Origin of the sequence: Streptomyces aurantiacus, assembly GCF_001418335.1 — a bacterium.
In the GTDB taxonomy this organism is placed as follows: domain Bacteria; phylum Actinomycetota; class Actinomycetes; order Streptomycetales; family Streptomycetaceae; genus Streptomyces; species Streptomyces aurantiacus.
The window spans coordinates 37,664-49,777 of record NZ_LIPP01000258.1 but is presented as its reverse complement, the minus strand read 5'-3'; the positions used below and the strand labels follow the sequence as shown (position 1 = coordinate 49,777).

Below are 12,114 nucleotides of genomic sequence, written 5' to 3'. Positions count from 1 at the left end.
CCCCGACCCCGAGGACGACCCTGCCCCCGAGGACGATCCCGAGGAGGACTCGTTCGTCGTCGTCGGCTGGTAGGTGGCGGACTTCACCGGCATCTCGACCTTGATCGGCCCGGACTTCGCGAAGCGCAGCTCAAGGGACACGGTGTCGCCTTCCTTCGGTGTGCGCTTCAGCTTCTCGAACATGAGGTGGTTGCCACCGCTCCTGAGGACGAGCTTGCCGTGGGCGGGGATGTCGAAATCCTTCACCTCCTCCATCGACTGCCCGACGGTCGTGTGGATGGTGACCGCGCCGGCGACGTCGCTGGTGACGGAGGACAGCCGGTCGCCCGTGCCGCCGTCGTTGGCGATGACCAGGAAGCCGGCCGCCATGGAGTCCGAGACCGGCTGCGGCATGTAGGCGGAGCCCACCGACAGTCCGTCCCCCGACTCGTCGGAGTCCGAGTCCCCGCAGCCCGCCAGGGTCAGGGCGGCGGCCAGCGCGAGGGCCGCCGCGGACGCCGTACGACGGGTCACGGTGTCTCGCCCTTGATCAGCGCGGGGAGGTCCTTGGTGTAGTCGTCGACGGTGGCGTCCTCGCCGTACAGCACGTAACCGCCGTCGGTCTTCGGGGAGAAGGCGATGACCTGCGTGCCGTGCATGGAGATGACCTTGCCGTCCTTGTCCTTCGTCGGCGCCTCGATGGAGATGCCGAGCGTCCGGGCACCCGCCTGGATCGTGTCGAAGGAACCGGTCAGACCGACCACGTCCGGGTCGATGCCCTTGAGCCACTTGCCGAGCGCCGCGGAGGTGTCCCGCTCCGGGTCGGTCGTGACGAACACGACGCGGAGCGAGTCCTTCTGGGCCTGGGACACCTGCTTGTCCTGGGCCAGTTCCTTCTTGGCGACGGCGATGTTGTTCATCGTCAGGGGGCAGACGTCGGGGCAGTTGGTGTAGCCGAAGTAGACCAGCGTCGGCTTGCCCTTGGTCGCCTCGCGGAGGTCGTACTTCTTGCCGTGGGTGTCGGTGAGGACGAGGTCCGGCTTCTCGAACGGCTTGTCGAGGACCGTGGCGGCCTTGTCCGAGCCGGCCTCGGTGGACACGTCGGCGACAGCGTTGCCACTGTCGCTGTCACCGCTGCCGCAGGCCGTGAGGGTCAGAGCGGCCGCGGCGAACAGAGCGGCCACGGCGTACGTCTTCTTGCGCATAGTGCATTCTCCCGGGGACGCCGCACCGGATTGCCGGTGCACGGGCCCGATGTTCGACGGGCCCGAGGTTCGGGCCCGGAGCCCCGGCCGGTAAACGACAGGCCGGGGATCTCGATGGGGCGTCCGACGCCGGGTCGGGTCGGACCGGGTCGGACTGGGTCTGCTGGGGCCGGCAGGCGAATGGAGGGCGGTGCCGCGCCCCATGCGCAGGTCGGTCCTACGCGTTGGTACGCCGGCGGCCGGCGAGAACGCCGAACGCCACGCCCGCCACGCCGACGACGATGCCCACGACGCCCAGTACTCGGGCCGTGGTGTCGCTGCTGTCGGAGGAGGCGGCCTCGGTGGTCGAGGTGCTGGCGGCGGCCTTCGCGTCGTCGTTCTTCTCGGTGTCGTCGGCGGCGTCGTCGTCGGACGCGGCGGAGCCGTGGTGGTCGTCGGTGGCGGCGGACAACGCGAGTACCGGAGCCGGCGCCTCGGGCTCCTCCTCGCCGTCCTTCTGGGTCTCGATCCAGCGCACGACCTCGTTGTTGGAGTACGTCTGGATCGCCTTGAACACCAGTTCGTCGGTGTCCTCGGGCAGCGCGCCGATGGAGAGCGGGAACTTCTGGAAGTAGCCGGGCTGGATGCCCTTGCCGTCCGCGGTCCAGGTGACCTTGGTGATGGCTTCGTTGATCTTCTCGCCGTGCAGTTCGAGCGGCTTGTCGAGCTTGGCCTTGGTGACCTTGACGTTCCAGCCGTCGACGGGCTGCGGCATGACCGAGGCGAGCGGGTGGTCGGCCGGGAAGTTGACCTCCAGCTTGGTGGTCGAGGCCTTGTCGCGCTCGTTCGGCACCTTGAAGTCGACCGTCGCGTAACCGCCCTTGGCGGCCGTGCCCTCGGGCTGCACGCTGACGTGCGCGAACGCTGGGCCGGACAGTACGAGGACGGCGGAGGCGGCGACGACACCGGTCGCGGCGATACGGGAAGCCTTCATGGCAGGAAACACTTCGCTTTCAGCACTGGTTCGGTGAAGAACTGGGGATTGCGCGTGTGAAGGAACGGGCACGCGCGCGTGCCGCACGACGGCACCCCTGGAGTGGTACGTACGAAGTGGTACGTCCGAAGTGGTGTGTCGTGTCAGGCGGCGAGGAGAAACGCCTCGCCGGCCGGCGGACCGCGCCGGACGACCGAGTGCTGAAGAGCGGTCGTACGCGGGACCGGTGACGCGTATCCCCACGCGCGCGGTGCGTCCGGCACCGCCGGGGTCGCGCCGGGCAGGCCCGCCAGCAGGGCGCGTACGAGCGCCAGTGCTCCACGCAGGGAGACGAACGCGCCTTCCGCCATCCCTTCCGCCACTCCGTGCGCCGAGAGCCGCAGAAGGCGCCGCAGGGCGATGTCGCCGCGGCGCAGCAACCAGCCGGCTCCGACGGCGGCGAGCACGTGAGCGAGGAGCATCGGCAGCGACGGCAGCACCGACGCGGGCGCTCCGACGGCGGCCGACATGGCGCCGCCCTGCTCGTGCAGGGAGTGAGCGCTGCCACCGCCCGTGCCGAGTTGTGCGTCGGCGAGGATCCGCTGGGCCCGGGCGGGGCTGAGTGTCGCGACGGACGCGCCGCACACCAGCCGGGCGGCCCGGGCCACGAGTGAGGCGTCCACGCCCGTGGTCGCGGCGGACGCGGTGGTGGCCGTGCCGTGCTGCCCGAGTCCGAAGAGCATGTGCAGCACCGTCTGGCCGGCCGCGAGGAGCACGGCGATGCCCGGCAGTGAACGCTCGCGCCCGGCGAGCGGTGCCGCGACGGCGAAGACGACGACGCATCCCGCGCCGAGCGACCACAGCGGAACCGTCGCGCAGGAGGCGATGGCATGACCGGCCGCGGCCAGCACGACGCAGACCGCGGTGAACACCGCGGCCCTGAGGACCCGGAGATCACCTCCGGTGCGTGCGGCGCGCTGGTGGTGAGCAGTCATGGCGGGGTCATCATCGCACTGGCCTTACCCGCTCCATACGGCAGGTCCACAAGATGACGTAGGGTCCGGAACACCACCTTCTGGGCCGAGTCGCCCGCACATACACCGGCAGATGGCTCCGGTACATCCCCCGTATGGGCGGCATCACGTGACGGGCACGCTTACATCCGGCCCCGCGCGGCAATACGTATCGGTATGTCGAGCCGCGGCCAGGAGGCTGGAGCATGAGCATCTGGTGGTCCCTCCATCTCCGGCGTGAGGCGGCGAGTGTTCCGCTCGCCCGGCGCCTGCTGATCGGCACGATGGAGTCGGCGGGGGTGGATCCCGACATTTCCTACGACATTTCCGTCGCGCTGAGCGAGGCCTGCGCCAACGCTGTCGAACACGGGGGCGATGTCGTTCAGGGGGAACGGACCGAGGCCTACCGGGTCACGGCCTATCTGGACGGCGAGAAGTGCCGGATCGAAGTGGCCGACTCGGGCCCGGGGTTCCCGTCGGGGCGAGAGCGCGCACCCCTGCGACCCTCCCCCGCCGACGCCGAGAACGGCCGGGGGCTGTGTCTGATCCAGGAGCTCGCCGACCACGTCCACATCGGCAACAGCTCCGTCAGGGGCGGCGCCGTGGTCAGCTTCGACAAGATCCTCAAGTGGCGCGAGGGCACGCCGCTGCTGGCCATCTGAGGCACGCTCAAGGACGGCATTCTCAGGGCGCTCACAGCCTTCACCCAGGTTCCTGACGGGCAGTCTCCCTAGCTTTTCCGCCATGACGGGACCAGCCGAAGGAACGAGCAGCACGCGACGCCGCGCGCACGAGACGGGCGGGACGCACGAGACGGACGAGACGCTGGCGCGGGCCGCCGTGACCGCGCTCACCGTTCAGTTGGCGCTGGCACCCAAACCGGGGCTGCCCGACCCGCGTGATCTCGGCGCCCGGGTGGCCGGAGAGGACCACTGTTCGCTGCGCTGGTCGGCCAAGGCGCTGGAGCCGGGCCTCGCGGCGATGGCGGCCGCCGCCCGCCGCACCGGCTCGGCGACCCCCGAACTCCGGGCGGAACTCGGCGCGATCGGGCGTTCCACCGAGCACTCGGTGGCCCTGGCGGGCGGCGGGCACCGCGGAGCGCTGTGGGTGCTCGGCCTGCTGGTCGCCGCAGCGGCCCTGGAGCCCCGGGCCACGGGACGGGACCTGGCGGCGACCGCCAAGCGGATCGCGGCGCACTCCGACCGGCGGGCGCCACGGCGGCCCTCCCGGGGTTCGTCGGTCTCCGCGACGTACGGCGCGGCCGGTGCGCGGGGCGAGGCGAAGGCCGGATTCCCGCATATGCGCCGGGCGTTGGGGACACTGGCCGCGGCCCGTACCGCGGGCGCCCCCGAGCCGTACGCGCGACTCGACGCCCTGCTGACCGTCATGTCGACGCTCCAGGACACGGAGTTGCTGTACACGGCGGGACCGCACGGCCTGCGTCATGTCCAGGCCGGCGCCCGCGCGGTCATCGAGGCGGGCAGCACGTCCACCGAGGCGGGCCGCGCGGCCCTGGCCGCCTTCGACGCGGACCTCCGCACGCGCGCGTGGAGCCCCCGCGGAAGCAGCGGTCTGCTCGCGGGGGCCCTGTTCGCGGACTCGCTCCCGTTACGGGCCGTCACCCACCGCGCCCTTTGAGGGGCGCGGGGAAGCGCGCGACAAGCTACAGGTCACCTTGAGGGGCACGGGGAACCGCGCGACAAGCCACAGATCACCCGCAGACGAAGTGAACGAGGCAGACGAAGTGGCCGAGGCAGGCGAAGCCGCCAAGGCCGGCGTCAGCCTTTCAGCGCGGCCATCCACGCCTCGACCTCGTCCGACCGGCGGGGCAGCCCGGCCGACAGGTTCCGGTTGCCGTCCTCCGTGACGAGGATGTCGTCCTCGATGCGGACGCCGATGCCCCGGTACTCCTGGGGCACGGTCAGGTCGTCCGCCTGGAAGTAGAGCCCGGGCTCGACGGTCAGGCACATGCCCGGCTCCAGCGTGCCGTCCACGTACGTCTCCGTCCGCGCGGTCGCGCAGTCGTGGACGTCCAGGCCGAGCATGTGACCGGTGCCGTGCAGCGTCCAGCGGCGCTGCAGCCCCAGCTCCAGGACCCGCTCGACCGGGCCCTCGACGAGACCCCACTCGACGATCTTCTCGGCCAGCACACGCTGGGAGGCGTCGTGGAAGTCCCGGTACTTGGCGCCCGGCCGCACGGCGGCGATGCCGGCCTCCTGGGCCTCGTACACGGCGTCGTAGATCTTCTTCTGGATCTCCGTGTACGTGCCGTTGATCGGCAGTGTGCGCGTGACGTCGGCCGTGTAGAGCGTGTGGGTCTCCACGCCCGCGTCCAGCAGAAGCAGCTCCCCGGAGCGCACCGGACCGTCGTTGCGCACCCAGTGCAGCGTGCACGCGTGCGGCCCCGCCGCGCAGATCGAGCCGTAGCCGATGTCGTTGCCCTCGACCCGCGCGCGCAGGAAGAACGTTCCCTCGATGTAGCGCTCGCTGGTCGCCTCGGCCCGGTCCAGGACCCGTACGACGTCCTCGAAGCCGCGCACGGTCGAGTCGACCGCCTTCTGCAGCTCGCCGGTCTCGAACTCGTCCTTGACCAGCCGCGTCTCGGAGAGGAAGACCCGCAGTTCGGCGTCGCGCTCGGCGGTGACCTTGTCGGTGAGCGCCGACTCGACACCGGCGTCGTATCCGCGTACGACCCGGACGGGTCCCGTCGCCTCGCGCAGCTTGGCGGTGAGTTCGCGGACGTCCGAGGCGGGGATGCCGTACAACTGCTCGGCCTCGGACAGGGAGTGGCGGCGGCCCACCCACAGCTCGCCCTGGCCGGAGAGCCAGAACTCGCCGTTCTCCCGGTCGGAGCGCGGCAGCAGGTAGATCGTGGCCCGGTGGCCGTCCGCGGCCGGCTCAAGCACCAGGACGCCGTCCTCGGTGAGGTTGCCGGTCAGGTACGCGTACTCGACGGAGGCACGGAAGGGGTACTCCGTGTCGTTCGAACGGGTCTTCAGGTTCCCCGCGGGGACGACGAGGCGCTCGCCCGGGAAGCGTGCGGAGAGCGCGGCACGGCGGGCGGCGGTGTGCGCGGCCTGCGTGATCGGCTCCAGACCGTGCAGTGCCGTATCGGCCCAGCCGGACTTCATGCTCTCGGCCAGTTCGTCCGACACGCCCGGGTACAGGCTGTTCTTGCGCTGCTTGATGGGCTTTTCTTCGTCCGCCTGGTCGGCGGCATCGTCAAGCACGGCTTCCGGGGTCTCCGGATTGAGCGCCTCCGACACGATCTGCCTCCTCGATACGACTTTGGACGCCCTCCATCGTACGGTCGTACGGAAGGACGCCCAGGGCCGGAAGGCCTGATGGCGTGCGGCTCGGCCGTAAGGCGCGCGGTTCATCGGCCGTAGGGCGCGTGGCTCACTCGAAGCGGGCCGCGAGGAGCACCACGTCCTCCTCGCTGTCCGGGTCGTCGAGGCCGTCCGGCAGCATGCTTCGCAGGACGTGGTCGGCGACGGCGCCCGGGTCCGCGCGCAGCGCCCTGGGCACGCTCGCGGCGGCCGCGTGCAGCCGCGTGAAGGCCCGGTCCATGGGGTCGCCGGTACGGTGCAGCAGCCCGTCCGTGTAGAGCAGAACCGTCTCCGAGGCCTCCGCCTGGAACTCCACGCTGGGTGCTTCCCAGCAGGCGAGCATCCCCAGGGGCGCGGAGAGCGACGTCTCCACGTACTCGGTGCGCCGCTCGCCGATCACCAGTGGCGGGCTGTGCCCGGCCCCGGCCAGCGTGATCTTGCGCAGAGCGGGCTCGCAGTACGCGAAGAGGGCGGTGGCGGAGCGGGCCGGTTCGGTGAGCCGCAGCAGCAGTTCGAGGTCGGACAGGACGGCGACCGGGTCCTCGCCCTCCATCACCGCGTACGCCCGCAGGGAGGCCCTCAGCCGGCCCATCGCGGCGACGGCGCTGGGGCCCGACCCGGTGACGGAGCCGACGGCGAGGCCGAGCGCGGCGTCGGGCAGCGGCAGCGCGTCGTACCAGTCGCCGCCGCCGCGCGGTCCCGTGCGGTGCCGGGCGGCGAGCTGGACCCCGGAGACGCGGGGCAGCCGGGAGGGGAGCAGTTCCTCCGAGATGATCGTCATGCACGCGCGCGTGCGCTCCAGTTCCACTTGGCGGGCCAGGTGCTCGGCCGCGTACCCCGTGTAGAGACCGATCAGATGGCGCTGGCGCTCGACCGGCTCGGCGGGCTCGTCGTACAGCCACACGGCGGCGCCCATGCGGCCCGCCGACTCGGCGGACAACGGCAGGGCGTAACTGGCGGCGTAGCCCAGCCGGGCGGCCACCTCGCGGTGCCGCGGATCGAGCTCGTCCTCGGAGAGCAGGTCGGGCCGGGCGATCTCACCCTCGCCCCCGGGAAGTCCGTCGAGGATCCTGCCGTACGACATGGAGCTGCGCGGGACCGTCTCGATGTGCCCGAGATCGGCTCGGGCGAGTCCCAGGCCGATCGTCGTGTCCGGGCCGAGGCCGTCGCCCGGTTCCAGCACCAGGAGACCGCGGCGGGCGCCGACGAGGGCGGCTCCGGCGCGCAGTACTTCCTGGAGTGCGTCCGTCAGTGAGGTGGTGCGTGCCAGCCGCTCGGTGAGTTCGTGCAGGGTGGTGAGATCGGAGACCCAGCCTGCGAGTCTGTCCTGGAGAACGGCGCCGGGGGCGTGTGAAGAAGCGGCCGGCGTGGAACCCGTGGTGGCACGTGTCGGCGCGACAGTGTGTGTGGGTGACGGAACCGTGGAATCGATTCCAGCCACTTTCGGGAGGTGAGGGGCGTTCATGGCGTCCGGCTTTCCGACCGGTGCGTATTGCTCGATAGCATCGCAAACCCCCATGTCATTCTGCGCCGCAGCAGTGTCTCCACATGTACACGCACTCGTAAGGGGATGTCCAGCATTGTCCTGCCGGGTTTCCTGGTGTCCATGGGACTGTTGCGGAATAGTAAAGTTGGCTTAAAACTGACTCCAGTGGCGGGGTATTGCGGTCGACTGGCCTTGCTCCACGGAGCGTCACAGCGGTCTTGATGGGTACGTACTCGGTGAAGGCCAGGTGTGGTTGGGATTCTCCCGGAACCTGGCGACGGACCCGGGCGTCTTAACCACCGACGACCGTGTCCCATCCTCCCGTGGCGGAGGCGGCAAGAACTACGCGGGACAGCAAACGCCAGGCGCCGCCACCCCACGCCATACCCGTGCTTCAGCCCGACGCAGTATGGACGCGGACGCAACACGCAACCAACGCTCGGCCAACAGGGGTTCCCCTTGTCTGTTCGTCTGTGACGTGTGACGAGGGTGTGATGCGCCAGTAGGTACGCACAGTAAGTACGCACAGTGAAGTGATCGACACATGGTGTGATGTGGTTCCTCGGCGTTCAACGGAAAGGAACGAGCGCACATGCGCGAGATCCTCGGAAGACGACGCAGGCTCCTGTCCAGGCGAAATGGCGGGAGGCCTGAGATGCTCAGCGCGGCCCTGACCTTCGCGACCGCTTGGCAGTGGCCCGTACTCCCCGGTGTGGCCCCGGACCCGCAGGGGCGGGCCCGATGCGGGTGTCCAGACCCCGAGTGCACGGTGCCAGGCGCCCATCCCTTCGACCCCGGCCTGCTCGCGGCCACCACCGACGAGCGCATGGCGCGCTGGTGGTGGACGAACCGGCCGACGGCCCCGATCATCCTCGCCACCGGAGGCAAGGCTCCGTGCGCGGTGAGCCTGCCGGCGCCGGCGGCCGCCCGCGCGCTCGCGGCGCTCGACCACATGGGGATGCGCCTCGGCCCCGTGATCGCGTCCCCGACGCGGTGGGCGCTGCTGGTGAAGCCGTACTCCCTGGAGCAGCTGGGTGAGCTGCTCTACGCCAAGGACTTCGTGCCGGGCTCGCTGCGTTTCCACGGCGAGGGCGGCTACGTGGCCCTGCCGCCGTCCGAGACCGGCCAGGGCGGAATCCGCTGGGAGCGCGCTCCGCTGCCCGGCTCGGCCGCGCCATGGGTGCCCGACGTGGAGGCCGTGGTGGACGCGGTGGTGGAGGCGCTCACTCGTACGGGTGTGAGCGCCCCCGAGTTGTAGGGAAACCGGGCGCGCGGCGAACCGCGCGCCCGCCCTCGCTCGTTATCGTCCCTTTTATGCTGCGTCAATCCGGGGGACGGCCCCTGGACCCCCGAAGTGTCCGTCCGGACCCCCGAAGCGCCCATCCGGACCATCGACGTGTCCGTCCGGACTCCCGACCTGTTCGCCTGATGGTGCTGGCGGGCATCGTCGTGCTCACGGTCACGCTGCCGCTGGCCGTGGCCTCCGCGGGACCGGTGGGCGGCGAGGCTTCCGGCTCCGGGTCCGGCTCCGGGTCCGCGTCCGCGTCCGGTGCGGCGCCCGTCTCCGGTCGCGGCGACGGCGGGGCGTCCGAGACGCGGTCCGCCGGGCCCAGGAGCCCCCTCACGCTCGGTGTGGGGCTCGCCACCGCCGCCCGCTGCGGACCCGAACTCGCCTCCCCCGACGGCATCGAGGCACAGACGTGCGTGCTGACGCAGGGGCGGGAGACCTGGGCGCGCACCTACTACCGCAACGCCACCGGTGACGATCTCGCGTCCGTGCTGACGCTCATGACGCCCGGCGGCCGCACCGTGCGCATGCACTGTGCGGTGGGCGCCGACGACGAGCCCGAGGTGTGCGAGACGCCCCGGGAGCGGACGGCCGACGACGCGTCCGCGTACATGGCGGTCGCCGAGTTCGCGAAGGGTGCCGACGGGCCGCTGCTGCTGCGCTCGGGAAGCAACTCACCTGCGCAGGCCGGGCGTTGAGGACTTCGCCGACGGCGGCCTCGTACCCGGACATGAAAAGACCCGGTTGCTGGCGACGGGGGATGCACCAGCAACCGGGCAACTCAAACGGTAACAAGAGATCGGCTGTTCGCAAATTCGATCTCGGTTATATCTCGGCTATTCAGACACCGATCCGCTTGACACGACCGGGAGTTGTGACAGGAGTCACCCGCTCCACGCACCTGTCTTCCCGGCTGACCGACCGGTCAGCCGGGACGGGGTGTCCCGCTGGTTTCAGCTGAGCGTGACCTGGCGGTTGGTGAGGCCGCCGCGCGCCCGGCGCTCGTCCCCGGTGAGCGGTGCGTCCGTGGCCAGCGCGGCGGCGAGCCGCTCGGCGAACTCGGACGCGGGCTTCTCGATGTCCTCCGCCGTGACGCCCGTCGGCAGGTCCCAGACCGGGACGGTGAGGCCGTGGGCACGGAAGGAGCCCACCAGACGGGTGCCCTCCCCGAGGCTCGACCGGCTGGCCGCGTGCAACCGCGCGAGCGCGTCCAGAAGCTGCTCCTCGGGATGCGGCATGACCCAGCGCAGGTGGTTCTTGTCGGGGGTCTCGCACCAGTACGCCGCGTCGACGCCGGTGAGCTTCACCGTCGGGATGGCGGCGGCGTTGGCACGCTCCAGGGAGGCGGTCACCTCCGTGGTCGCGTTCTGCGCGTCCGGAACCCAGAATTCGAACCCCGCGTGCACAACTGGCTCGAACGCGCCTTCCGGGTCGAGGAGGTCCTGGAGGCGTACCCCGTCGCCCGGAGCGCGGCGGCCCTGGACCGGAGTGCCGGGCTCCGCGGTGAGCGCGCGCTGGAGCGTGTCGGCCAGGTCGCGGCTGATGTCACCGGACGCCGTGTCGTTCTGCAGACCGATGAGGATCGAGCCGTCCTCGCGGCGCAGGGCCGGCCATGCCATCGGCAGGACCGTCGCGAGCGTGACCGACGGGACGCCCTCCGGGAGGGGCTCCTTCAGGTGCAGCTCGACGGTGGCCGCGGGGACCAGCTCGCGCAGCGCGATCCAGTCACCTTCGCTCGGCAGGCCCTCGAAGGGTCGCTGCACCAGTTCGGTCACGGCGTGCGCGGCGGCGCGTCCGTGGCAGGCCTTGTAACGGCGGCCGCTGCCGCAGGGGCAGGGCTCACGTGCTCCGACAACCGGCACGTCTCCGTCAGCGGCGGCGCGGGCCCCACCCTGCGGCTGCGGCTGCTTGGCCTTCGTCTGGGGTCGCTTCTTGGCCATTGTGGATGTCTCCCGGTTACGGCTCGACTCGTACGGGCGCGAGCCTAGCCGCTCGTACGAGGACCCACGGGACCCTGTGGACAACGTGCCGGGCCGCGCTCGGCAGAGCATTCCGGTTCGTCCCGGAACCAGCGCTTCCGTCTAGTTTCGGTCCTCGGTCGGTCCTCGGCCCTGGCTGCGTCGCCCCGGACGCCGTTGTCCGAATGCCGTTGTTCGAATGCCGTTGTCCCGGACTCCGTGCCCCGAACCTCATCGTCCTGGGCTCCGCTGTCATGGGCGGCTTCAGTCCAGGCCGTCGAAGGCGTCCCTGAAGGTCAGGTCGGATATCGCGGGGACCGCGGAGACCGCGGGGGCCGTGACCCGGGCGGCGAAGTCGTCGCGGCGGCGCACCGCGCAAGCGTCTTTGTGTACGACCACCCACACCGTGACCTCACCGCGGGCGTCGTCCCGGACGCCCCAGTCCTCGGCCAGGGCCGTGATGATGTTCAGCCCGCGACCGCCGTGCGCGGTGACCGAGGGCGTGGCCGGAGCCGGCCGGGTCGGACCACCGCCGTCCGTCACCTCCACGGTGAGCCTGCCGGTGTGTTCGACCCGCCACGCGACCCGGACGTCACCGTCTCCGGCCAGCGCGTCGCCCAACGGCCTGCCGTGCCGGCAGGCGTTGCTCAGTAGTTCGGAAAGGATCAGTACGGCGTCATCGATGACCGCTTCCGCCACACCGCCGGTACGCAGTTGGTCCCGCATCCGGTGTCTCGCTTCTCCCACGCCCGCAGGGCCATGAGGTACGGCCATGCTCGACGACGTGGGCACCTCTTGTGCCACCACCAACGCCACCCCCGAGACCTCCTTTGCCCCACGCCACGGTGTGGATGCCCTCCACGGCTGGACCGGAAACCGGCCAATGCACGTGCAGTGACGCACT

The 12,114-nt window shown here is 70.9% G+C and carries 12 protein-coding genes; 4 read left to right on the top strand and 8 right to left on the bottom strand.

Translation table 11 applies throughout. The annotated features are described in order from the left end of the window. The 4 genes from AOK01_RS29860 to AOK01_RS29845 all read right to left on the bottom strand — a co-directional run. Positions 1 to 513 (bottom strand): copper chaperone PCu(A)C (locus AOK01_RS29860; protein WP_063792886.1); only part of this gene is annotated, 513 nt, incomplete at its 3' end. After that, positions 510 to 1,184: an SCO family protein gene (locus AOK01_RS29855; RefSeq protein ID WP_055517119.1), complete on the bottom strand. Its 675-nt coding sequence runs from the start codon at positions 1,182 to 1,184 to the stop codon at positions 510 to 512. The genes AOK01_RS29860 and AOK01_RS29855, both read right to left, overlap by 4 nt. Before the next feature lie 217 nt (positions 1,185 to 1,401). Next, positions 1,402 to 2,157, bottom strand: coding sequence for a YcnI family copper-binding membrane protein (locus AOK01_RS29850; RefSeq protein ID WP_055517117.1), 756 nt, complete (start codon positions 2,155 to 2,157; stop codon positions 1,402 to 1,404). A gap of 143 nt (positions 2,158 to 2,300) precedes the next feature. Beyond that, on the bottom strand, positions 2,301 to 3,131 hold the full coding sequence (locus tag AOK01_RS29845; protein WP_055517116.1) for a hypothetical protein: 831 nt from the start codon (positions 3,129 to 3,131) through the stop codon (positions 2,301 to 2,303). Between the two features lie 224 nt (positions 3,132 to 3,355). Between AOK01_RS29845 and AOK01_RS29840 the strand changes: the two genes are divergently transcribed. Beyond that, positions 3,356 to 3,811: an ATP-binding protein gene (locus tag AOK01_RS29840; protein WP_055517114.1), complete on the top strand. Its 456-nt coding sequence runs from the start codon at positions 3,356 to 3,358 to the stop codon at positions 3,809 to 3,811. Positions 3,812 to 3,893: 82 nt separating this feature from the next. Continuing rightward, positions 3,894 to 4,787 carry a triphosphoribosyl-dephospho-CoA synthase gene (locus AOK01_RS29835; RefSeq protein WP_079103867.1) on the top strand — a complete coding sequence of 298 codons (894 nt, stop codon included), beginning with the start codon at positions 3,894 to 3,896 and terminating at the stop codon, positions 4,785 to 4,787. Between the two features lie 140 nt (positions 4,788 to 4,927). Here AOK01_RS29835 and AOK01_RS29830 read toward each other — a convergent pair whose 3' ends face one another. Beyond that, positions 4,928 to 6,415 carry an aminopeptidase P family protein gene (locus AOK01_RS29830; protein WP_055517112.1) on the bottom strand — a complete coding sequence of 496 codons (1,488 nt, stop codon included), beginning with the start codon at positions 6,413 to 6,415 and terminating at the stop codon, positions 4,928 to 4,930. A gap of 133 nt (positions 6,416 to 6,548) precedes the next feature. Continuing rightward, positions 6,549 to 7,997 (bottom strand): PP2C family protein-serine/threonine phosphatase, encoded by a 1,449-nt coding sequence (locus tag AOK01_RS29825; protein WP_079103866.1) that lies wholly within the window; start codon positions 7,995 to 7,997, stop codon positions 6,549 to 6,551. A gap of 559 nt (positions 7,998 to 8,556) precedes the next feature. On the opposite strand from AOK01_RS29825, the gene AOK01_RS29820 reads away from it, so the two are divergent. Together AOK01_RS29820 and AOK01_RS29815 are read left to right on the top strand one after the other, a co-directional pair. Continuing rightward, positions 8,557 to 9,222, top strand: a complete 666-nt coding sequence (locus AOK01_RS29820) for a bifunctional DNA primase/polymerase (RefSeq protein WP_055517109.1) — start codon at positions 8,557 to 8,559, stop codon at positions 9,220 to 9,222. A gap of 170 nt (positions 9,223 to 9,392) precedes the next feature. Then, a complete protein-coding gene (locus tag AOK01_RS29815) occupies positions 9,393 to 9,950 on the top strand; it encodes a hypothetical protein (RefSeq protein WP_055517107.1) in 558 nt (185 codons plus the stop codon). A gap of 255 nt (positions 9,951 to 10,205) precedes the next feature. On the opposite strand, the gene AOK01_RS29810 is transcribed toward AOK01_RS29815, so the two are convergent. Continuing rightward, positions 10,206 to 11,192: a DUF5926 family protein gene (locus AOK01_RS29810; protein ID WP_055517105.1), complete on the bottom strand. Its 987-nt coding sequence runs from the start codon at positions 11,190 to 11,192 to the stop codon at positions 10,206 to 10,208. A gap of 282 nt (positions 11,193 to 11,474) precedes the next feature. Continuing rightward, positions 11,475 to 12,113: an ATP-binding protein gene (locus tag AOK01_RS29805; RefSeq protein WP_079103865.1), complete on the bottom strand. Its 639-nt coding sequence runs from the start codon at positions 12,111 to 12,113 to the stop codon at positions 11,475 to 11,477. Between the last annotated feature and the right edge of the window lies 1 nt (position 12,114).

Coding starts and splice junctions, on each gene's coding strand:
- AOK01_RS29855 (WP_055517119.1), bottom strand. CDS start 1,184: ATGCGCAAGAAGACGTACGCCGTGGCCGCTCTGTTCGCCGCGGCCGCT.
- AOK01_RS29850 (WP_055517117.1), bottom strand. CDS start 2,157: ATGAAGGCTTCCCGTATCGCCGCGACCGGTGTCGTCGCCGCCTCCGCC.
- AOK01_RS29845 (WP_055517116.1), bottom strand. CDS start 3,131: ATGACTGCTCACCACCAGCGCGCCGCACGCACCGGAGGTGATCTCCGG.
- AOK01_RS29840 (WP_055517114.1), top strand. CDS start 3,356: ATGAGCATCTGGTGGTCCCTCCATCTCCGGCGTGAGGCGGCGAGTGTT.
- AOK01_RS29835 (WP_079103867.1), top strand. CDS start 3,894: ATGACGGGACCAGCCGAAGGAACGAGCAGCACGCGACGCCGCGCGCAC.
- AOK01_RS29825 (WP_079103866.1), bottom strand. CDS start 7,997: ATGGGGGTTTGCGATGCTATCGAGCAATACGCACCGGTCGGAAAGCCG.
- AOK01_RS29820 (WP_055517109.1), top strand. CDS start 8,557: ATGCGCGAGATCCTCGGAAGACGACGCAGGCTCCTGTCCAGGCGAAAT.
- AOK01_RS29815 (WP_055517107.1), top strand. CDS start 9,393: ATGGTGCTGGCGGGCATCGTCGTGCTCACGGTCACGCTGCCGCTGGCC.
- AOK01_RS29810 (WP_055517105.1), bottom strand. CDS start 11,192: ATGGCCAAGAAGCGACCCCAGACGAAGGCCAAGCAGCCGCAGCCGCAG.